Here is a 21,224-nt window from a genome sequence, read left to right as displayed (position 1 = left end):
AAAATGTCGATTTTTACTATTAATATTCCATTTTTTGTACTATAGTAGTAAATAGTAGTTTAGTAGAAAGGATTTTCAAATTGAACCAGCGATTTAAGCCAAACAAACGATTTTATGCATTTCTGTCTTTAGTGTTAGTGATTGTCGCTTCTTTGTTTTTTATTACAGAAGCCAAAGGAAGTGAATCTGCTTCATCTCAGCAAGTCTTAGCATCTACTGCATTGCCGCTGAAAGAAGCTGCATCTTCAGCACAGCCTGAGAAGCTGCTTAATACACTTCACCATAATATGTATGTAGGAAATACGGTGAACGATCAAAATCAAGCTCTTACACAGCCTGTTTATCTTACGTTTGACGATGGTCCAACACCTGATACTCTTCATATTTTAGATGCTTTGCGTCAATATAACGTAAAAGCAACTTTCTTTATGTTAAAGCATCAAATTGACGCTCACCCTGAAATTGCTAAAAAAGTAGCACAAGAAGGTCATGCCATCGGCTGTCACGGCGTCTCCCATGATATTCATGTCATGTATAGTAAAGACGGCGCTGCGCTAAAAGAAATGCAGGAGTGTCAAGCAACAGTTAAGAAAGTAACCGGTGTTGACAGTAAGTTAATCCGCGTTCCTTACGGCAGCGTTCCTTATTTAAAAGAGCCACACCGTACAGAGTTGCTAAGCCACTTTAAATTATGGGACTGGAATGTAGACAGTGAAGACTGGGCACTTCGTTCTGCACCTAGAATTATTCAGGGCCTTGAACCTCATATTCAAGGGGTTAACTCCAATGGAAGAACACCCGTCATTTTATTTCATGACAAATCCTTTACTGCACAGTCTCTGCCGACTATTTTGACTTACTTAAAACAGTCCGGCTATCAGCCTATTAAAATTGATAACACCATGCAGCCTATGCAGTTTCCAACTGCTACTGCAAAGCAGTCATAAAAAAAGATCATTCAAGTGAATGATCTTTTTTATGCTTTTCTGCTTTCTGTCATTTGTTTCCAAACAGAACCTTTTGCTTCTTCTCCGCCTTCGATACGTTCGATCGCTAGCTTGATTTGTAAGTCTACCTCAAATTCTTTATCATTCTCTGCTGCTTTTAATGCAGGAAGAGCTGTCTCGTCCCCTACTTCGTATAAATACATAGCTGCACGCCAGCGCACAAGCTTGTTTTTATCACTAAGAGCTTCACACATTGCCGGAATACCTTCTTCAAAGCCTAAATCTGACATGCAGTCTCCAGCAGTACGGCGCACAGTGACTGATTTATCTTTTAATGCTTTGTATAAATAAGGTAGTACCGTTTTTGATTCAATCATTCCTAAATAGACGGTAGCTAAGCGGCGAATAGATGCTTTTTCATCATCAAGCGCTTTATTTAAAACGTCTAAATCAGCTTCTGTCGGATCCATTTGTTCTAAATGAGCATAGCGCACTGACCAATCTTTGTCTTCTAGCATCTCTTCTGTAACTTTATAGGTTTTACGCGGCTGTACAACTTTTCCGCCTTCTTTTTCTTCTTGTGCATTGGCTACAAGGCGAGTTAATCTTTCTTGAGGATATGCTGCTGCTAATTCTTCGACTACTTCGTCTCCGATAGCCGCTAACTCTCCGTAACGAACGCCTTGTTCTTTCCATTTCCGTTCTAACACTACATTATCTGAAAAGCTTTGAAGCTCTGCTACCGCTTTTGCGAATCGTTCGGGCAGGCCAAAACGCTTTTCTTCATTTCCGTCCGTTAATTTGACTTGCATCGGTACGTTTTTGAACATTTGAACGGACACATTGACTTCACCAAAATGCTCATTCATTTTGTGTTGTTCACTGTTACTTTGCAAATCTTCACCAAACGCTGCACGAACTTGCGGCAAAATTTGCTTCCAATCATATTTGGCATTTCGCTCTACTGCTAAGAAGTCCGCTACGTGGTAGACTCCTTTTACCCCTTCTACTTTTAAAATATCTTGAACAACTTCCGGGGCCGCTTCAGCATTCTTTTCCGTATAGTTATTGCTTTTTCCGCCTGATAACACTTCGTCTAAATTAATTTTCATTGTATTCGGACTTGGCGTTGGCTCAATTGATTTAATGTTCATGTCGTATCGTACTCCTCTCATTAAAATTGTAGCATGTGGCTTATACTCAGTCTAACGACTTGTTTACGCGTTTTCAATTTCTTCAATCAGCTCTGAAAGCTCTGCCCAGCGATCAAGCAGTGTACTTAATTCTTCATTTGCTTTTTCTTGTTCTAACGATAGGTTATGCGCTTTTGTATAATCACTGCCCACCTGTTCAATTTCACTTGTTAAGCGTTCAATTTCTTCTTCTTTTGCTGCAATATTACCTTCGATTTCTTCCCATTCTTTTTGTTCTTTATACGTTAAGCGACGCTTTTTCGTTTTCTCCGGCTGTTTTGGCTTTTCTTCTTTCACTTTAGCCTGCTGAACCATTGCCTGTTTCTTCTTCATCGCTTCTTCCAATTGATCCGTATAAGCGCCAAAATAAATCGAAATGTTTCCTTCTCCTTCAAAAACTAGTAAGTAATCTGCTACTTTATCCAAGAAATAGCGATCATGTGATACGGTGATAACGACACCTGGAAATTCTTCGAGGTAGTCTTCAAGCACCGTTAGCGTTTGAGTATCCAAATCATTAGTCGGCTCATCTAGAAGCAAAACATTTGGCGATGTCATTAATAATTTCAATAAGTATAAACGACGGCGCTCTCCTCCGGACAACTTTTGAATTGGTGTTCCGTGCGTATGTGAAGGAAATAGAAATCTCTCGAGCATTTGCGACGCAGAGATCATTTTCCCATCCGTCGTATGCACAACTTCTGCCGATTCTTTAATATAATCAAGCATGCGTTGATTTAAGTCCATATCGTCGCTTTCTTGGGTATAGTAAGCAACTTTAACCGTTTGTCCTCTGTCAATTTCACCGCTATCCGGCTCAATTCGCCCTGCAATCATATTCAAAAGTGTAGACTTTCCGCTTCCATTTTTTCCGACAATTCCAATCCGGTCTTGTTTTTTCACAATGTGCGTAAAGTCTGAAAGAATGATTTTATTTTCATACGTCTTAGACACATCTTTTAATTCAAACACTTTTTTCCCAAGGCGGCTGCCTGCTAAACTTAAATCCAGTGATTCTTTTTCAGAAGAATCGAGCTTCCCCTCTAATTCATCAAATCGTTGAATACGCGCTTTTTGCTTAGTCGTACGCGCTTTTGCTCCTCGGCGAATCCAAGCCAATTCATTGCGATATAAGTTGCTTAATTTTGCTTGAGTTGCCTTTTCCTGCTCTTCTCGAATCGCTTTTCCTTCTAGAAAAGCAGCATAGTTTCCTTTATAGCTATATAAATTCCCACCGTCTAACTCAAAAATTCGGTTTGTAACAGCATCCAAGAAATAGCGATCATGAGTAACAAGCAATACGGCTCCTTGATATTTGGATAAATATTCTTCGAGCCATTTAACCGTCTCATAATCCAAGTGGTTAGTCGGCTCATCTAAAATTAATAAATCAGGTGTTTGAATTAGGCTTTGCGCAATTGACACGCGCTTTTTCTGTCCACCTGAAAGCTCACCGATTTTTGCACTCATATTTGAAATTCCCAGCTTCGTTAAGATCGACTGTGCGTTAGAATTGGCTTCCCACGCGTTCATCGCATCCATTTTCTGCTGTAAATCGTACAATGTTTGCTGGTTTTTCTCGTTTGCAGAATCTTGCTCTAACGCATACAGAGCTAGCTCATAGTTTTTTAGTAAGTTAAGAAGAGGCGTATCTCCGCTGAAAACTTGCTCCAAAACCGTTAAGTCTTCATCAAAATCAGGATGCTGAGGTAAATAGGTCACGCTGTAGTCTTTAGCATGAACAATATCTCCTTCGTCTCCGAGCTCTAGACCTGCGATAATTTTAAGAAGCGTCGATTTTCCTGTTCCGTTTACACCGATTAAGCCGATTCGCTCATTTTCCGTAATTGTAAATGTTAGCTGATGAAACAGCTCTTTTTCTCCATATGTTTTTGTTAAGTTTTCAACAGTCAGCATTTTCATAATGATAATTCCACTCTTTCTTAAATTGAACTAAAAATTCTTTCATATATGTATGTCGCTCTTGCGCTAGAGACCGTGCTGTTTGAGTATTCATTAACGCAGTGAGCTTTAATAACTTTTCATAAAAATGTGCAATAGCCGTTGATTTCCCGTGTCTGTATTCTTCTTCCGTCATCTCACTTCGTACAGCAATGTTTTCATCATACAAAGCCGTGCCTTTAGCACCTGCATACATAAACGTACGTGCGATACCAATTGCACCGATCGCATCTAAACGATCTGCATCTTGAACAATTTGACCTTCAAGCGTAGCCATAGCCGGACGGTTTCCGCCTTTAAATGACATCGTTTGTAAAATGTGAACGATATGCTTGCAGTTCTCTTCTTCTACCTGATGACTCTTCAGCCACTCCCACACTTCTTCGTACGCCTTTTCAACATCTTCCACTAGCTTATCATCTACAACATCGTGTAAAAGTGCGGCTAGTTCGATAACTTCCCGATTGCCGCCTTCTTTTTTATATAAAAGCACTGCATTTTGACGCACGCGATCGATATGCTGCCAGTCATGACCCGTCGTGTCGTGCGCAAGCTTTGCTTGAACCCACTTTTCCGTTTCCGCTATTTTATTCATTTGCTCACCTCAATTATATCCACCATTATTTTAGCACAAAGTAAGGCGCTCGTCTCACTGACAGCTGGTCACCCTTTGAAAATCCTTGCTGAAAAATAAAAAACAGATGGAAATCCACCTGCTTTTACAGCAATTCTTTTATATCTTTTTGAATATCTTTTGGTGCAGTTTGAGGTGCGTATCGCTTCACGACTTCACCTTGACGATTCACTAAAAACTTTGTAAAATTCCATTTTATCCCTTTGGAACCTAGCAGGCCCGGTGCTTGTTCTGCTAAGTATGTAAATAACGGGTGTGCGTGCTCCCCTTTTACATCTACTTTTGCAAACATCGGAAACGAAACGCCATAGTTTAACTCACAAAATTGTTCAATATCATTTGAACTTCCTGGCTCTTGACCACCGAACTGATTGCAAGGAAAACCTAAAACCGTTAGGCCATTTTCTTTTTCTTCTTCGTACAGCGCCTGCAAATCTTTATATTGAGGGGTGAAGCCGCATTTGCTAGCTGTATTCACAATCAACAGTACGTCACCTTGATAGTTAGATAGCGATACGTCTTCGTCTTTAATTGTTTTTGCCGAGTATTCATACACGCTCATCAAAACGCCTCCTTTTTCCTATTGTAATTCACTTCATTTCTGAAGTACAACTGAAACGCTCTTATGATTTGTCGTAAAGAACCTTTAGCTGATCAGTCGTTTGCAGCATATAATCAATCATCTCGATTAAATCTCCTACTTGATCTTCGTAAATAAATCGGTTAAAGGTTACCGCAATATTGTTTTCATATTCGCTTCCTCCAACTTCATGAGTAATACGTTGCTTCACAACTCTTGTTGTTCCCCAGATCCTCTCACACATTTCCTGTATATTTCGAAACTCAGCTTCTTCAAACGGTTTTTGTTTTTTTAGCTGAAAATGAATATAAACTGTACACCCTGGTTTTTCTACACGGGAAGGCGTTAATTCCGCATGAATGTTGTCTAAGTCGGTTGATAAAGTTAGGGACGCGGTACAGCAAAAATGCGGTTGAAAAGAAATGCGGTACGTTCGAGTAAATTGAGCTAAGTCTACAAAATCTTCGCGATTCGTAACAGATACTTGCCCAGATAAGTCAAGATCATAGATCTCTCCTTCTACAACCACTTTTAAATTATCAAATACAATTGGATCAAACATTTCAACTACTTCCTTTTTTATAAAATGCGAACAGTCAGCTCTTCTTCTTTCTTGCCAAATTAATTCATAAAATACCTGTTATTTTATATTGCAAGAATGAGATTGAGACACAACTAAGTCCACCCAATCTACATCTAGAAGCCACTACACCCATGAAACTTATTTTTACCATAACTATGAAAAAATCCGAACGAGTTTGATTCTTCATCAAGAATCTTGCTTCATCGTTCGGATTTTCCTTCAACTAAAATACTCTTACCCTAGCCTCTTCTCTTAAAAAATCCCTAGTGCATGTCCATTCTCGTCAATATCCATATTGAGCGCAGCAGGTTTTTTTGGAAGTCCAGGCATTGTCATAATTGAACCTGTTAGCGCAACGAGAAAGCCAGCTCCGAGCGAAGGACGGAATTCCCTCACCGTAATCTTAAAATCAGTTGGTCGCCCAAGCTTCGTCTGATCATCACTTAACGAATACTGTGTTTTGGCCATACAGATTGGCAGGTGATCCCATCCGTTTGCTTCAAATTGCTGTATTTGCTTTAACGCTTTTGGAGCAAAATCTACGCCTTGTGCTCCGTAGACGGTTTTAGCAATAGCTTCTACTTTTTCTTGAATCGAAGCTGACACATCGTAAAGAGGCGAAAACTGACTTTCTATCTCGTTCATGACTTCAAGAATTTTTTCAGCAAGCATGACGCCGCCTTCTCCACCTTTTTCCCATACTTCTGTTAAAGCAACGGGAACATTCTTTGAAGCACACCAATTCATAAGCGCTTCTACTTCATCTTTTGAATCTGTTACAAAGCGGTTCACGGCTACAACATAAGGAACGCCGAATGCCTGAATCGTTTCAATATGTTTTTCAAGATTTTCAATTCCCGCTTCTAAAGCCTCAATGTTTTCTTCATTTAAACGCTCTTTAGGAACGCCTCCATGCATTTTCAGAGCGCGAATTGTCGCAACGATTACTACCGTTTCTGGTTTAATATCTGCCATACGAGCTTTAATATTTAGGAATTTTTCTGCACCTAAATCTGCCCCAAATCCCGCTTCTGTTACTACATAGTCGCCTAGTTTTACAGCCATTTTTGTTGCAATGACGCTATTGCAGCCGTGGGCAATATTAGCAAAAGGACCTCCGTGAATGAGGGCTGGAGTATGTTCCAACGTCTGTACAAGGTTTGGTTTAATCGCATCTTTTAAAAGAAGAGTAAGCGCTCCTTGTGCACCTAAGTCTGCAACCGTTACAGGCTCATTGTCTATGTTATAAGCTACCACAATAGACGCTAAGCGACGCTTCAAGTCTTGTAAATCTGACGCTAAGCAGAAAATAGCCATAATTTCTGATGCAACGGTAATATCAAATCCATCTTCTCGAGGAACACCTTGCATCGGACCACCTAATCCAACGACAACCTGACGCAGCGCGCGGTCGTTTAAATCCACCACTCGTTTCCACGTGATTTTACGTGTATCAATACGCAATTCATTGCCTTGATGTATATGGTTATCTAAAATAGCTGCCAGCGCATTGTTAGCTGTTGTGATGGCATGCAGGTCTCCGGTAAAGTGCAAGTTAATATCCTCCATTGGAAGCACTTGAGCATAACCGCCTCCAGCGGCACCTCCTTTAATTCCCATTACCGGACCAAGAGATGGTTCACGCATGGCTACAATCGCTTTTTTACCTAATCTATGTAATGCCTGAGCTAAGCCAACCGTCACTGTCGACTTCCCTTCTCCTGCTGGAGTTGGATTAATAGCTGTAACTAAAATCACTTTTCCATCTTGTTTTGTGTGTAAACGTTCCATAACGGACAAAGAAAGCTTTGCTTTATAATGTCCGTACGGCTCTAACTCGCCCTCTAAAATATCTAGCTGCTCGGCAATCTCTTTAATCGGTTTAATCGTTGCCTCTTGTGCAATTTGCAAATCACTTTTTATTTGCTTCTTAGTTGTCATATAATAACCCCTTTTCTGCTGAGAATTCTTTTTAAACACTTCATCAAAAAAGGATAAAATCCGTTTTTTGGGGGAGATATGAAGTTTACTAAATACAGGAACGACTGCGCTATAATTTTTAATGAGTTTCAGTCACGCTAAAAAAGCATAGCAACACTCCAGTTTAACCTTATTGTACCATTTCATTTTAGCCATTACGCATATTAATGCTCTTTTTTTTCAAAATTCAATTGCTTAATATTCTGTATATTCCTATAATAGTATATTGTACATAAATGTTGAACCTCATTTTCACGTGAGAAAGAACATTTATACGCGTCATTACTTCGAAATCGAATAGGAGGAATTTTATTGCCTATTAATATTCCACGTGATCTTCCGGCAAAAGAAATTTTAGAAAAAGAGAGAATTTTCATTATGGACGACGTGCGCGCGGTTAACCAAGAAATTCGCCCGCTTAATATTGTTATCCTAAACTTAATGCCGGAAAAAGAAAAAGCTGAAACGCAATTATTACGTTTACTCGGGAACTCACCGCTGCAAGTGCATATTACACTTCTTTACACGGCAAGCCATAAAGCAAAAACAACGAGTAAAAATCACCTAGATCAGTTTTATAAAACGTTTGAACAAATTAAAGAACGAAAATATGACGGAATGATTATTACAGGAGCACCTGTAGAACATATACCATTTGAAGAAGTAAACTACTGGAAAGAACTTCAAGAAATTATGGATTGGTGTAAAACAAATGTGACTTCTACCCTTCATATCTGTTGGGGAGCTCAAGCTGGACTTTATCATCACTTCGGCATTGACAAGCGACCTCTTTCTGATAAATGCACGGGTGTATTTACACATGTTGTATCGAGTGAAGAACCAATTAAGCTGCTGCGAGGATTTGATGATGTCTTTTATTCTCCTCATTCCCGTCACACTGATGTAGACATGAATGAAGTACAAAATCATCCTGGCCTTGAGCTTCTTTCCTATTCTGAAGAAGCTGGTGTGTATATGGCGATGTCTAAAGACGAAAAGTTTGTTTTCGTTACAGGGCACCCAGAGTACGACGTTCAAACACTGCAAGAAGAATTTCTTCGAGATACAGAAAAAGGACTAGAGCCAAAGCTTCCGGAACACTATTTCCCAAACAATGATCCCGACAAAAAACCTTTAAAAACTTGGCGCTCTCATGCCAACCTATTGTTTATGAATTGGTTGAACTATTATGTTTACCAAGAGACTCCTTATCTGTGGGAATGAAAGAACCGATCTGTCCCAGTGTTCAATTAAATTACGCATGCTCTTTTTTATGTTAAAACTGCAGCAAATGAGAAATAAAATAGAAAACCTGCTGCTCGTTTAGAGAAGCAGGTTTTCTATTACTAATTCTTCTTTATTCCGCAATTAAAGCTTTCTTTCGGAAATTCAGCATCAACAACACTGCTTTTGAGATCCAACATTCACATACTATTGCTCATTCCCCCTTTTCATCTTTATTTAATTTTGTTTTATCCACCATTTCCTTCTTTTGTTCTTCTATCATTGTGTCCAGCCACTCAGGCGGCTTACCGTCTTGATTTTCATTGTACACTTCTGATATATCTTTTTCTTCCAAAGAGGATAAGATGTCATGAATGTCATTTTGATTGCCTAAAATATTGCCAAATCCTTGACTCACTTTTTTATGACTTCTGAAGTTTGTCGGAAAGTTATTGCCAAAATTCACAGCTGAAGCATCTTCAATTGTGCCAATGTGGATGTCACCTATGCTAAAAGTTGACTCTAGAGCTTGATCAGACTCCCTCATTTCTTCCGTATGGGTTAGTGTATAAGGGACACTTCTTTCATTAATTTTAACTGATATTTCAGAAGGACCCTTTTCTTTATTATTCTGACTACCCGATTTTCGATTGACATCAGATTCATTTGTTGTTTTTTTACCTTTCTTTCCCGGCACTTGATATTGATTCGTTTGCGAAGGAAAAGTATTGCCAATATTCAACGTTCCACTAAGTTCCTTTACATCAATATGCTCTAAATAATAAGACAGTTCGTCCAAGTTTAGTGTTTGAACGTTCTCTATATCTAAATGAAAAGAATGAACCGTTTTTTTTGAAAGTTCATTCATGTTTTTTTCTAAATCTGTAAGCCTTTTTTCAATGTTTTGGAGTATATTCAGCACCTTTTCATCCATAGAGTTTGACCCCTTATTTGATTTAACACCTTTAGCCCATCTACAACATATAATAGTGTATTAGATGACTTCTATTAATGTCTCATATGTATCGGGAGGAATTATGAAAATACATCTTCGTTCTCCTCAGATCGTTTTTGATGATCTCACCGTAAATGCGGTTAAAAACAATGCAGGAGTTTTTATAGGGAAAAATGTTCAGCAAAATTGGGAAACTACGATCATCAGCAGTAATTCAGGTTTCGGCACAATTTCCGGAGATGATAACCAACTATCCTATAACACACACCTTGTTCTTGGTGAAGATGATGTAAATGATTCTTTTGAGCAGGCTGAAAAGGAAGCTTGACTCTACGCTTTTAGTCATCATTCTTTTTAGAAATTTTCGTCACGGTGGTATTATTTAAAATTTTATTAGAATCACCAACTATTTTTCCGAAACCGTCAGAAATTTGACTTTTATGATTCCATTTATATTGAATATTAACGCCGTAAAATAGGCCTGAACTGTTTTGGATTTTATTTACTTTAATCGATTGATAGTGAATATTAGTCATAGACAACCCCTCACAGATAGAAGTTTGCTTCGTCTGATTCAATATAAAACTGAAAATACATTATCTTATGTTTACATTCTTATCTGTTTGCCTCAAATTGAACGTCTCTTTAATCATGTGAGCTTTTACGTCTTTTCTATGATACTTACTCCGTTTACGATAAAAGTATTCCTGTCATTACCTTTTAGTCTATGTTAATAGCTACGATTACACCCTAAAATAAGCTAGCAAAAAACCATCTGTATAAAAGATGGTTTAAATCTCTTACTAATATATTTTCGCCGATCTGACAGAATAATTAATAGAGTGATTAAACGAGTATCCGCGGAACCTGGTTTTCCTGGTTTAACTTTGTGTAACAGGGGCGTTGTTGACATCTATATTTTCAGAAAAATAGGAATCAACGACGTCATTATCGTTAATGATATTTACAATTTGAGAGGCAAAGTTATTATAGCCGATTATTTCACCAAACCCCGTATTACTTTTCCAATTTACTTGCCAATCTGATTGAGTATTTTCCCCCGTGAAAATACCAGAATTAGTAGAAATATACGTAACATTAAGATTAGTAAATTTTATAATCAACTTTTTCAACTTCTTTCATCTTCTTTTTCCCTAGAATTGAGAAACTGGCTGAGGATTAATATTTTCCGGCTGAGTAATTGGAGTGTCGCAAACATCTTGATCATTAATGATATTTGTACTGCCCAATATAGCTGAATTTACAGAGAATCCGTTTCCTAAGTTAAATTTACCTTGGGAATTCCAATCTGGCTGGCTATTTTGACCCGAAGCAATTACTGAATTGGAAACCATACTTACCACATTTATTTGGTTGAAAATGACGGAAACAGGCATTAGTCAATTCCTCCGTTTTCTAAAATTTTAATGTAGTATATGCTTCCTTCTAAAGTATGGTTCAACCGATTTTCTGCAATCAAAAATGTTAGCTAGGTCTTACAGTTATTCATTATATCTATTCTTCTTATAGATCGTTTTGCACTGCTCCTAATCAGCAAGCCTGAAGGGAGGAATTTATTGATTATCCTTAACAAAGAAACTTATTTAGTCATCTTTGTGCACAGCTATGTTTTTCTTTTTATTTTGCATTTAGAACATAGTTTTATCAAATAAATAAAGAGATTAAGACATAACGAAATCGATCTACAAATAAACAAACGAGATAAATGGTCTAATATGGATCGCTTGTTTCACCCCTGTTGATTTCGGTGCAAGACGTCGCTTTCCGCGGGCGGGCGATGAGCCTCCTCGCCGCTTATGCTCCTTCAGGGTCTCACCTCTTCCGCTTTTCCCGCAGAAGTCTTTACCTTACCCTCCAATCAACAGCTAGAAGCACCTACATACAGCCTACGTTCACCCTACCAATAAAAAAATCCGAACGCGTTTGATTCTTGATGGAGAATCAAACGCGTTCGGATTTTCTTGTCCCAGCTTTTTTTAAAGTTCTTTAATGTATTCAATGACCGAATCTGGAAATTCGTTTCGAATTCCGCAATTTCCACAATAAAATCCGCTATATTCGTCTGTCGCAACGTACTGTCTTAGAAGAAACAATGTTAACCTGTTTGGGAGACCGCATTCTGTGCAAAACGCCAGGTATTTGCTGCGCTGTCTGTTTGCTGACATACGTTTCATCCTTTCGATTAACTATAGAAAGCGTTTTCTTATTTATATGGAGCTTTCTTGTTAGTTTATGACAGCAATTACGGTCTATCTCCAATTATTGTCGCGACGAGAAGGGCGGAATAAACGCAGAATTAAATTAATTATAAGCACAATAGCTAAAATGTTAATTAACAACCCAAAAATCCCGCCCAGTGCACCCATATGACCAAGCAAACCCCCAAATAACATCCCTGCCAGGCCGCCATAAAGCAGTCCACGGGCGAATCCTCCTCGTTTTGAACGGGTAAATCCTCGATTTACAGTTCCATTTCTGCGGTTTGAAAAATTAGACCTCGGCTCATTTTGTCTAATGCTTGGCTGTCTATTAAAGGACCGCTTCCCCGAACGGTACGACCTTGCACTTACGTTATAGTCATCATGATAGGAAATATATTCAGCTAAGGGAGATAAACTTAGCGAAAAAATCAATGCTACGGCAATCATTATTTTTTTCATCTGCTTTTTCCTTTCTTCACCTAATAGTAACTGTTTATTATAGTACGCTGTTTCATGCATATCATACGCTTTGACACAAAAGGGAAATTCAGCTTCATACAAAATTTTTAATCGGGTATCATAACGTTATACTTTGCCCTCGAAAGGAGCGTGCATGTACATGATACGAAGAATTAGCATACTGCTTTTTACACTGTGCTTTTTATTTAATGGAGCCCTTCCTGCACTATGTAAAGCGGAACAAGTAAAAAATGTAGCTGTGCGTGACCGTTTGCTTTATCAAGGTAATAACCAACTAAAGCAAACCGCCCTAACATTTGATGATGGACCGGATCCACGCTTCACTCCACATGTATTGGATCAGTTGAAAAAGCATGGTATTAAAGCAACCTTTTTTCTTATTGGGGCAAAAGCTCACGAACACCCTGAGCTGGTGAAAAGAATGGTCGCTGAAGGTCATGCTGTTGGGATTCATACCTATTGGCACCCCAATTTACTAAAGGAATCTACTGAAAAGTTTCACTGGGAAATTGCCAAAACTCAGGCTATTATTAAAAACATTACCGGTTTTGAAACACAGCTGTTTCGTCCTCCATATGGAAATTTAACGCAAGAAATGATCAACGAGCTGCCAAATGAAAATGTCTATGCGATTAACTGGTCTTCTGATTCATTAGACTGGAAGCAAATTCCAGAAGTAGAAATCACCAATAATGTATTTAAGAACATGCACGCCGGAACAATTGTTTTGATGCACGACGGCGGCCATTGGACCATGGACCTTTCTAACACCGCAAAGTCGCTCGATACCATCATTCCTAGACTTAAGCAAGAAGGATATCATTTTGTGACCGTCCCAGAACTTTTGCACATCCCTTATCCAAAAAATTAAGCTCCAAAGCGTTTCTGATTTAGAAACGCTTTGGAGCTTTACGATTTCCCTTGATAGAAAGTAAATATGCCTCTCCTACAAAAAGAGCGTGTCAAAAGATCTAATTCAAATCCATCTTAATACTCAAAAATATGCCTTATTTCTTCAAAACGTTATCGTACTAAAGATACAAAAAGAGGCATTCTTTTTTTGTTCCATCGCTCTACAATAGAGGGAATTTACGGATAACCTCTAAAATAGGTTTTAAGTTGCATGATTAGGAGTAAATATTACTATAACTACTCTCATGTTTTTAGACAAGCTGCATATAGATAAAATGAGAGAGTCGAACGCATTCCACATATCCCTAAATTTCTTCTTCTCACAAAAAAATTGACGAACTTTTTTTGTCAACAGGTGCGTATAGATATGATAGAATTCCTATATAATGACCTGGATTCATTTCTAAACAAGGAGTTTTGACTATGATTAATGAACAAGAGACGTTGTTATTTATTAAAGAACTTGGCCGCTTGTTGAAAGACTATCAAAACTGTTCAAACGCCTCTGTAAAAAGTGAAATATATAAAGATATCGTGTTGTTGAGCAATGTTATCCAGTTAGATCACGTGAACGTTTCTTACGCTTAGAAAATCCTTTTTATTTCTTTATAAATTTCAGTTTTTCTACTATAACTACAGAAAAGGAAGAAAGGAGACGATTTCCATCCATCTCCTTTCTTCCTTTCTCGTTATCGTTTTTTATGGTTATTTAGAACATAGTTTTATTAAAATTACTGTAGAGTTTTTCGAGTGTGTTCGGTCCAACTATTCCATCTACCTGCAGATAAAGTGCTTGTTGAAAAGCTTTTACCGCTTTGAAAGTAGAAGACCCGAATATACCGTCTGCGCCTCCAAAAAGAGAATAACCTAAGTGAATAAGCATACGCTGAATTAACTGTACGTGATTTCCTCGATCTCCGTATTTAATTAACATCCTTGAAGCCTTTGGCGCCTGTTTTTTAGGTCCTTTTCCACTTCGAAGCTCCGACAAAGATAAACCGAATGTATATTGAAAATGAGGGTAATCTTTTAAGCTTGTCCAATCTCCTCCCCATTCCAACCCAATCCTTTTTCCTATCTCTCCCGCTTTGTTCCATCTTCGATCAATGGTCCAGTCAACTTTTCCGTCGTTATCAAGCAGCGCAATGTCAAAAGCTAGTCCATAGTTATGATAAGAATACCCGCCTTTGGCATTAGTCACAATACTTCCTGGTGTTGTTCGGCCTTGTGAATATAGTTTGTGCTGATGCTCTATCGATCTAAATCCTTCAGTGATACTAACAAATATGCTTTCTTTATATGATTGCCCAATGAGCTCGTACGCTTTTTCTTGCACTATTTCATGTACATCTTGCAACTTATTTTCTGCTTTTTGTAACAGCTTGTCTAATGATAAATCACTCATACTCCCCACTCCTTAACTAGATGGCTTCTCCTTATATAGACGTATAAGACGAACTCTAAGGGAAGCATCCAGTATCAGTTTATGCGGGAAGCAGTTGAGTTGTGCAACATGGAGAGCTGCTGTTATTTCAGCACCCAGTGGCTGATAGCCTTCGCTACTCCGTTATTGACATTTGTATCTGTCACCCAGTCCGCTGCTTCTTTTACAGCTTCCTGAGCATTTCCCATAGCGATTCCACACCCTGCCGCTTCAATCATAGCCATATCATTTAAGCTGTCTCCCATAGCAATGACTTCATCCATTGTAATGCCCAAACGTTCACATACAGTCATGATCCCTTTTGCTTTATTAATACCAAGTGCATTAATTTCTAGATTCGTTAAACTAGAGTTGCTAATTTCAAAATCTGAAATGCCTGCTATTTGTTTCAGCACTTCTTCTCGTAAAGCATCATCTGGAATATCGTAGCCAAACTTCAGCCATTCCTGTGAGGCAATATCTTCTGGAAATTCGTCTCTCCATACTTTATCCGTAGTCACCGCCCAAAAGTTAAGCTTATGCTCTTGCGTTAAATTCCACATCTTCTCGATGGAAGAAGCATCAATTAACTTTCGTTCTACAAGCTCTCCAGATTCATCCCAAATTTCACTTCCGTTCACTGTAATCAGGTAAGAAGATAGCTGAAGAGACTGCGCATATTCACGGCATGTTAAAAGGGAGCGCCCCGTGCTGAGCACCACATGAACACCTTGTTCTTGGGCTTTAGCAATGGCCTCACGATTTTCTTTAGAAATTTCTTGCTGATTGTTCAGCAGCGTTCCATCCATATCTAGTGCGATCAGTTTAAATTCTTTCTTTTCATTTGTTTGCATCTTTCTCTCTCCTTCTCATCAATAGTAGGTATAACATTACGCTGAGCGTTTGACTTACACTATGTAACTCTTATTATAACTGTAGCACAGGAGCATTTCGCTCTGCACCAGATAAGCGTTAAAATGGTTAATTATTCTACGGGGAATAATTGAAGGAAAACAAAATAGCTTTGCCGTAATTTACATATAACGCTTTTCATTTTTAGTTATTTCAACTAGAATTTTGGTAAAAGGATGTGAATGTTATGAATACTATTATTTCACCAGTTGACTTACATACTGCATTACAGCAACCCCAACACTCCATTGTGTTGCTTGACTGCCGATTTACCCTTGGGAATTCTGAGGCAGGTGCAAGCGCTTATCAAAATGAGCACCTCCCGGATGCTCATTATTTGGATTTAGAAAAAGATTTGTCTTCTGCAGCTGCTTCTCTCGGAGGCAGACACCCGCTGCCTGACGTTCAAAAGCTAGCTCAAAAGCTCGGCAGCTTAGGAATTAATGCTGATTCAAAAGTCGTCGTTTATGATGAACAAAACGGAATGATGGCTTCAAGAGCATGGTGGCTACTGCGATATATAGGAATTGAAGACGTAAAAATTTTAAATGGAGGTTTTAATAACTGGAAGCAATCGGGATATGAAACAACGAAGAACGTACCAGAAGCTTCTCCTCAAACGTTTGTACCTTTCGTTCAACAAGATTGGGGACTTGCAGGAGTTGAATACGTAAAAGAGAATCTTCATAACCCTAATGTTATTCTGATCGACTCTCGTGAAAAAAGGAGATATCTCGGCTTAGAAGAACCCATTGATTTTGTGGCAGGACATATCCCAGGCGCCATTCATTCTTTCTGGAAAGATGTGTTAACTTCAGAAGGTTTGTGGAAAACAGATAAAGAGTGGAAGGAAATGTTTTCAGCTATTGATTCTCATGCTGAAATCATTGTATACTGCGGATCGGGTGTATCTGCTTGCCCGAACGTTTTAGCTTTAAAATCAGCAGGTTTTCCAAATGTAAAATTATATGCCGGCAGCTGGAGCGATTGGATTAGCTATCGTGACAATCCCATTGAGAAAACAAGATAGCACAAAGAAGGCTCAGTCTCACCAAAAGTATAGAGGCTGAACCTTCTCTTTTTGTATTCTTCTTATTAGCCGCATGTTATTTACTGAGCCTTAATATAAAGTCATGAAGCCGCTCTAAGGTAAGCAGATTTTGATTACATGCTTCGCTATCTTGACAAATATAATTTCCTCGTTGTGTAAATGTCCCTTGAACAGTTCCTTTGATTTCAGCAGTGAACATACCGACTTCCTCGTAGCTGTGGCAAAGCGTGCATATTCCTTTCTGGTTGATAGGTTTAAACGTTCCTTGAATGCCTTTTAACTTCTGGGTATACGGCTCCTGCGCTACGATAAACTTTCTGTTTGAGCCTTTATCGATCCAGCTGACATAGGAAATGCTCGTTAGATCAATGCTATCAGCAGAAGGAACTTTTAACTTTTTCACTTTTGGAAACAGCTTTTTCACGCCAGCTTCTGTAAAAGATTTAAATGGAATCACGTAAGGCTTTATTGTTTCTAAAAACACCTCTGCTTGCTCCTTATTTCTAACTTCAGCAACTGACAGCAGTAATTCTTTCTGTTCCTCGCTAAGAACCTCAAACACATTTAATACTTTTTCTTTTGCAAGAGCTTTTAAAGCCTGCAGCACATCAGAATTGTTTACTGTTCCATGCCCATTGATAAGAATTTGCGTTTGGCTTTTGATAAAATTATATTGATCATTTCTTATAAACGCTTCCACGTTCTTCACTCCTTCTTCATTTAATTAGCTAATTTTTACTTTACCGTACGAATTCTTTTTATGAAATGTAAAAAATAAATCAGAAATAAACTATACCTAAAAAAGCGCGGGCATTCAGTTGCCAGCGCTTGATTTCTACCGTTGCTTTTTATATACAATTTTTTTGATGGTTTCGGTTGATAAAAAGTATTCACGGGCTAGTTCCTCAATTGAAGTTCCTTTTTCAAACAAATTCTTAATCCGTTCGTTTCGCTCGTCAATCAACTTTCTTCCACCAGAGCAAGTTCCCCATTTTCTTTTTTCCTTCTGCGGCTTTGGAATATAAATGGTTTCTCCTTGAATGTATTTTTGAATTTCACTAATCAGCTCTTCAGGTAAAATATTTGTTGCTTTTACATACGTCATTTCTGCCAGCTCCTTATGTGGTTTTGCTTATACAATAAGGGGCAAAGCCGTATATATTAGAAATGAGATATGCGCGGTTAGGCGATGTCTATTACTAAACCGTCCACCCCATGCAAAGTATCGCCTTTCTAATATCAGGCTTTGCATGAGACGCTGCAGTATCCGGTAAACATCTTTTATTTACCATTTATTACACCTCCACTTTACATCGGCTGTAAACCAAGCTTGTATAAAATTACAATTATTGGCTCAGATTTTATTATAAGCTATCTATAATCTTGCACACAATACCTTCTTATTTATAAAACTGACCCCATAAATAGAACGAACTTGCAGGGAGCTCGTTGTTCTCCCTGCAAATTCGTTTTATTTTTGTTATGAACGCTTCTGCTTTTTGTTAGCTGAACTGCTTTGAACACCTTGTTCAGAAGTGGTCGTCCCTTGTCCTTCTACATTTGGTGAACCTAGCTCTGATTTTGAGCGGTCTTTTTTAATTTTACTCATGTCACTCACCTCCAGTTTGTAGTGTACCCTTTGTACAGCTACATATAAGGAGAGGTGTGCTGTTTTTATTGTTTCTTGAGCATAAATAGCCATAGAAACGTTAAGGCTTGCTTTAATTCATTTGGGAGCTGTCCAATCAGCTTATCTGTAACATTTCGCTTATATACACCTTCGCCATCGATTACTTCCCATCCATTTTCTTTTGCAAGCTGTTCAAACTCCCACGGCATCATCGTATTGCAAATAACGTCTTCACCATATAGTCTTTGAAAACTATTGGTACGAGGCTGAGCAGTTGGTCCAAGAATACCTACACATGCATATCCTCCTGTTTTTACAACTCGGTGCAATTCCTTCAGAGCTAATCGCGGGTGCTCCGTCCATTCCAGGGCGTTGATTACCATAACCCCTTCTACTGATTCAGAAGACAGCGGGAGCTTCATAATATCAGCTTGAGCGAACGACAAATTTTCACTTTTATGCAGTTGAGATGCTTTTTGAATCATTTCTTCTGATAAATCAAGACCGATTGCTTTATATCCAGAAGCGGCTAGAAGAGACGTCCCAAACCCATCACCGCAGCCGACGTCTGCTAGCAAAGCGCCTTTTTTAAGATGTTTTTGAATGAATGGAATCACTGTTTTCCGGCTTCCGTTTTTCCACATTTCTTCACTTCGGCTATTCCAAAATGATACTTTTTGGTTCCACTCGTCTTGAGCTTGATCATGCCAATTAAATGTTGTCATTTTTTATCCCCTTTGCACTCTTTTCTTTACCTTATCACTTTTTACAATGAATAAAAACGACTATTTCAGCAACCATATAGATGTAAAGGAAGGTGTTTATTTGTATGAAAGAACGTTTCGTTGCAGTACGTAAAAATGCAGACGGTGACCTCTTAGAATTCCAAACGGATTCAGGAGACGTTTTAGCCTATGAAGCAGCGTTAAAGAAAGTAGAAGCCGGGGACGTTGAGCATGTGAGTACGTTTGTAGGGAAAGACGGCGGTACGTATATTCGCAGCATTCCTGACCATGACAAAACAAATAATCTCGATGCATTGCCATCGTTTTAAAGGAGAATGAAGATGACTAAAAAGAATAACAAAGGAAGCGCTAATCAAAGTAATCCAAAAACACAGCACCACCTTGTAGAAATGGGTGAAGAAATTTCAAGCGGGGATAATTCAAAGGGAAACAAACGCAACAAAGATCAGTCAAGTAAAACACAATAAAAAAAGCCGTGCTTCTTAGCACGGCTTTTTCTTATTAATGTTGGCTAGGAAGACCTAATGTTGAAAAATCTCCTGTTGCCACGCTTGTTCCAACTGAAGCAACACCTGCTACTAATGTAAACGCTAATGCCATACCGACTAATACTTTTTTCATAATTATTTCCTCCTCTTTCTTTGATTTGACTCTAGTGTATCACAGGATAAAAGTAGATGAATTCCTTTCTATCAGCATTTATCACCTTAAAACCATGGATTTTCTCCATTTTGATAGAAATTTCTCAAAAATTATAATGATAGGAATATTTTAAACAAATAGAGCTTCAAGTTCTTTTTCTACTAGCTTGACGAATCGCTCATTTCGTTGCAGGGTGAAAATGGTCATAGACTTTTCCATATATTCTTTACCTTGTTCAATTTTACCTAATTTGATCAAACTCTCTCCTGCTTGGTAATGAAGTTCTCCAAATAAATACATTGATTCATTACTAATGCACAAATCGATTCCTCGGTTGCTATATATTAATGATTCATCATAGTTACTCATATCTCCAAGCGTTTTGGCAAGTGCATTTAAAATTCTAATTTTTATATTTTCGTCTTTTGTTTGGGGCAGCTCATTTAAGCTTTTGAGTGCTGTTTGATATGTATCTAGAGCCTGTTCATACTCTTTCTCTTCATAAAGAATAATTCCAATGCTATTTAAAATTTCAATTTCTCTTTCTTTATAAAACGTTGCCGATTGCTTAGTAAGCTCGATCGCTTGGTACATTTTAGACAGCGCATCTTCTTTATTATGATGAATGTAATACACGCAAATACCTTCGTGCCACATTAAAAATTGCTTGTTCAGCGGATTTTGAAACAGCGGACTTTCTTTTTCTTTTACAATGATATTATGAATAGCATCATAATCTCTCTGACGAATATATTGACGAATTAATGATTGAACCGCATCTACGTAATCAAGTCGAGGTGATTCTACACTATCAAAAAAGTAGTTAACATCTACGCCAAGGCGCTTAGAAATTTTATAGAGGGTAATGCTTGATGGATATTCTTCACCGTTTTCAATTTTGCTGATTTGCGCTTGTGTACAAATGTCTCTTGATAATTCTTGTTGTGTCAACCCTGCCATTTTGCGAAGGTCTCTCATAACACTCCCAATTCTATACTCTCTCATCTCTTTTCTCACCCTTACTTTCACATAATATATTCTCTCTATAAACATATAGTGATTTTATTTAGATAGTCAACAGTAAACACGTTAAAAATTTATACAATGTTTCGAAATTGACCATTCCCTATAATAGCAAATTAATCTAT

The 21,224-nt window shown here is 38.2% G+C and carries 27 protein-coding genes; 8 read left to right on the top strand and 19 right to left on the bottom strand.

Annotation, left to right across the window (positions count from 1 at the left end):
• Positions 1–80: 80 nt before the first annotated feature.
• Positions 81–947: a polysaccharide deacetylase family protein gene (locus OK414_RS10135; RefSeq protein WP_216875066.1), complete on the top strand. Its 867-nt coding sequence runs from the start codon at positions 81–83 to the stop codon at positions 945–947.
• 29 nt (positions 948–976) lie between these two features.
• On the opposite strand, the gene OK414_RS10130 is transcribed toward OK414_RS10135, so the two are convergent.
• From OK414_RS10130 to OK414_RS10105, 6 genes are all read right to left on the bottom strand, one after another.
• Complete coding sequence (locus tag OK414_RS10130) at positions 977–2,101, bottom strand: conserved virulence factor C family protein (protein WP_034652739.1); 1,125 nt, start codon at positions 2,099–2,101, stop codon at positions 977–979.
• 63 nt (positions 2,102–2,164) lie between these two features.
• Positions 2,165–4,063, bottom strand: coding sequence for an ABC-F family ATP-binding cassette domain-containing protein (locus OK414_RS10125; protein ID WP_016763828.1), 1,899 nt, complete (start codon positions 4,061–4,063; stop codon positions 2,165–2,167).
• Complete coding sequence (locus OK414_RS10120) at positions 4,044–4,697, bottom strand: HD domain-containing protein (protein WP_216875062.1); 654 nt, start codon at positions 4,695–4,697, stop codon at positions 4,044–4,046. The genes OK414_RS10125 and OK414_RS10120 overlap by 20 nt, the downstream gene beginning before the upstream one ends.
• A gap of 124 nt (positions 4,698–4,821) precedes the next feature.
• Positions 4,822–5,298: a glutathione peroxidase gene (locus OK414_RS10115; protein ID WP_013082834.1), complete on the bottom strand. Its 477-nt coding sequence runs from the start codon at positions 5,296–5,298 to the stop codon at positions 4,822–4,824.
• A 61-nt stretch (positions 5,299–5,359) separates the two neighbouring features.
• Positions 5,360–5,878 carry a hypothetical protein gene (locus OK414_RS10110; protein ID WP_013082833.1) on the bottom strand — a complete coding sequence of 173 codons (519 nt, stop codon included), beginning with the start codon at positions 5,876–5,878 and terminating at the stop codon, positions 5,360–5,362.
• A gap of 273 nt (positions 5,879–6,151) precedes the next feature.
• The gene (locus OK414_RS10105; RefSeq protein WP_263045568.1) at positions 6,152–7,840 is read right to left on the bottom strand and encodes a formate--tetrahydrofolate ligase; all 1,689 of its coding nucleotides are present in this window, start codon (positions 7,838–7,840) and stop codon (positions 6,152–6,154) included.
• A 351-nt stretch (positions 7,841–8,191) separates the two neighbouring features.
• On the opposite strand from OK414_RS10105, the gene metA reads away from it, so the two are divergent.
• Positions 8,192–9,103, top strand: a complete 912-nt coding sequence (gene metA, locus OK414_RS10100) for a homoserine O-acetyltransferase MetA (protein WP_016763824.1) — start codon at positions 8,192–8,194, stop codon at positions 9,101–9,103.
• Positions 9,104–9,317: 214 nt separating this feature from the next.
• On the opposite strand, the gene OK414_RS10095 is transcribed toward metA, so the two are convergent.
• Complete coding sequence (locus OK414_RS10095) at positions 9,318–10,037, bottom strand: hypothetical protein (RefSeq protein ID WP_095379545.1); 720 nt, start codon at positions 10,035–10,037, stop codon at positions 9,318–9,320.
• A gap of 103 nt (positions 10,038–10,140) precedes the next feature.
• Between OK414_RS10095 and OK414_RS10090 the strand changes: the two genes are divergently transcribed.
• On the top strand, positions 10,141–10,386 hold the full coding sequence (locus tag OK414_RS10090; protein WP_034652750.1) for a hypothetical protein: 246 nt from the start codon (positions 10,141–10,143) through the stop codon (positions 10,384–10,386).
• Between the two features lie 10 nt (positions 10,387–10,396).
• Here the strand turns inward: OK414_RS10090 and OK414_RS10085 are convergent, their stop codons facing one another.
• From OK414_RS10085 to OK414_RS10065, 5 genes are all read right to left on the bottom strand, one after another.
• Complete coding sequence (locus OK414_RS10085) at positions 10,397–10,594, bottom strand: hypothetical protein (RefSeq protein WP_034652753.1); 198 nt, start codon at positions 10,592–10,594, stop codon at positions 10,397–10,399.
• A gap of 345 nt (positions 10,595–10,939) precedes the next feature.
• Complete coding sequence (locus OK414_RS10080; RefSeq protein ID WP_034275938.1) at positions 10,940–11,191, bottom strand: hypothetical protein; 252 nt, start codon at positions 11,189–11,191, stop codon at positions 10,940–10,942.
• A gap of 21 nt (positions 11,192–11,212) precedes the next feature.
• The gene (locus OK414_RS10075; RefSeq protein ID WP_016763819.1) at positions 11,213–11,455 is read right to left on the bottom strand and encodes a hypothetical protein; all 243 of its coding nucleotides are present in this window, start codon (positions 11,453–11,455) and stop codon (positions 11,213–11,215) included.
• Between the two features lie 600 nt (positions 11,456–12,055).
• Complete coding sequence (locus OK414_RS10070; RefSeq protein WP_014460480.1) at positions 12,056–12,244, bottom strand: hypothetical protein; 189 nt, start codon at positions 12,242–12,244, stop codon at positions 12,056–12,058.
• Between the two features lie 84 nt (positions 12,245–12,328).
• Positions 12,329–12,739 carry a hypothetical protein gene (locus OK414_RS10065; RefSeq protein WP_016763817.1) on the bottom strand — a complete coding sequence of 137 codons (411 nt, stop codon included), beginning with the start codon at positions 12,737–12,739 and terminating at the stop codon, positions 12,329–12,331.
• A gap of 160 nt (positions 12,740–12,899) precedes the next feature.
• Here OK414_RS10065 and OK414_RS10060 point away from each other — a divergent pair, with 160 nt between their 5' ends.
• Together OK414_RS10060 and OK414_RS10055 are read left to right on the top strand one after the other, a co-directional pair.
• Complete coding sequence (locus OK414_RS10060) at positions 12,900–13,631, top strand: polysaccharide deacetylase family protein (RefSeq protein WP_263045567.1); 732 nt, start codon at positions 12,900–12,902, stop codon at positions 13,629–13,631.
• 464 nt (positions 13,632–14,095) lie between these two features.
• The gene (locus OK414_RS10055; protein WP_013056680.1) at positions 14,096–14,260 is read left to right on the top strand and encodes a hypothetical protein; all 165 of its coding nucleotides are present in this window, start codon (positions 14,096–14,098) and stop codon (positions 14,258–14,260) included.
• A 121-nt stretch (positions 14,261–14,381) separates the two neighbouring features.
• On the opposite strand, the gene OK414_RS10050 is transcribed toward OK414_RS10055, so the two are convergent.
• Both OK414_RS10050 and OK414_RS10045 read right to left on the bottom strand, forming a co-directional pair.
• Positions 14,382–15,077: a peptidoglycan-binding protein gene (locus OK414_RS10050; RefSeq protein WP_263045566.1), complete on the bottom strand. Its 696-nt coding sequence runs from the start codon at positions 15,075–15,077 to the stop codon at positions 14,382–14,384.
• A 122-nt stretch (positions 15,078–15,199) separates the two neighbouring features.
• A complete protein-coding gene (locus OK414_RS10045; protein WP_034652759.1) occupies positions 15,200–15,949 on the bottom strand; it encodes a Cof-type HAD-IIB family hydrolase in 750 nt (249 codons plus the stop codon).
• Positions 15,950–16,194: 245 nt separating this feature from the next.
• Between OK414_RS10045 and OK414_RS10040 the strand changes: the two genes are divergently transcribed.
• A complete protein-coding gene (locus OK414_RS10040) occupies positions 16,195–17,037 on the top strand; it encodes a sulfurtransferase (protein ID WP_026106555.1) in 843 nt (280 codons plus the stop codon).
• 76 nt (positions 17,038–17,113) lie between these two features.
• On the opposite strand, the gene OK414_RS10035 is transcribed toward OK414_RS10040, so the two are convergent.
• From OK414_RS10035 to OK414_RS10020, 4 genes are all read right to left on the bottom strand, one after another.
• The gene (locus OK414_RS10035; protein ID WP_263045565.1) at positions 17,114–17,758 is read right to left on the bottom strand and encodes a FusB/FusC family EF-G-binding protein; all 645 of its coding nucleotides are present in this window, start codon (positions 17,756–17,758) and stop codon (positions 17,114–17,116) included.
• A gap of 135 nt (positions 17,759–17,893) precedes the next feature.
• Positions 17,894–18,163 carry a CD3324 family protein gene (locus OK414_RS10030; protein WP_013082822.1) on the bottom strand — a complete coding sequence of 90 codons (270 nt, stop codon included), beginning with the start codon at positions 18,161–18,163 and terminating at the stop codon, positions 17,894–17,896.
• Between the two features lie 375 nt (positions 18,164–18,538).
• Positions 18,539–18,667: a YuzL family protein gene (locus tag OK414_RS10025; RefSeq protein ID WP_013056674.1), complete on the bottom strand. Its 129-nt coding sequence runs from the start codon at positions 18,665–18,667 to the stop codon at positions 18,539–18,541.
• A gap of 65 nt (positions 18,668–18,732) precedes the next feature.
• A complete protein-coding gene (locus OK414_RS10020) occupies positions 18,733–19,413 on the bottom strand; it encodes a class I SAM-dependent methyltransferase (RefSeq protein WP_016763810.1) in 681 nt (226 codons plus the stop codon).
• Between the two features lie 104 nt (positions 19,414–19,517).
• Here OK414_RS10020 and OK414_RS10015 point away from each other — a divergent pair, with 104 nt between their 5' ends.
• Positions 19,518–19,742 carry a DUF3892 domain-containing protein gene (locus OK414_RS10015; protein ID WP_263045564.1) on the top strand — a complete coding sequence of 75 codons (225 nt, stop codon included), beginning with the start codon at positions 19,518–19,520 and terminating at the stop codon, positions 19,740–19,742.
• A 12-nt stretch (positions 19,743–19,754) separates the two neighbouring features.
• Positions 19,755–19,901: a hypothetical protein gene (locus OK414_RS10010; RefSeq protein ID WP_013056671.1), complete on the top strand. Its 147-nt coding sequence runs from the start codon at positions 19,755–19,757 to the stop codon at positions 19,899–19,901.
• A 304-nt stretch (positions 19,902–20,205) separates the two neighbouring features.
• Here OK414_RS10010 and OK414_RS10005 read toward each other — a convergent pair whose 3' ends face one another.
• Positions 20,206–21,081 (bottom strand): helix-turn-helix domain-containing protein, encoded by an 876-nt coding sequence (locus OK414_RS10005; protein ID WP_014460489.1) that lies wholly within the window; start codon positions 21,079–21,081, stop codon positions 20,206–20,208.
• Positions 21,082–21,224: the final 143 nt, after the last annotated feature.

The organism is Priestia sp. JV24 (assembly GCF_025910025.1).
GTDB classification, from domain to species: domain Bacteria; phylum Bacillota; class Bacilli; order Bacillales; family Bacillaceae_H; genus Priestia; species Priestia megaterium.
This window is presented reverse-complemented; position numbering and strand designations above follow the sequence as displayed.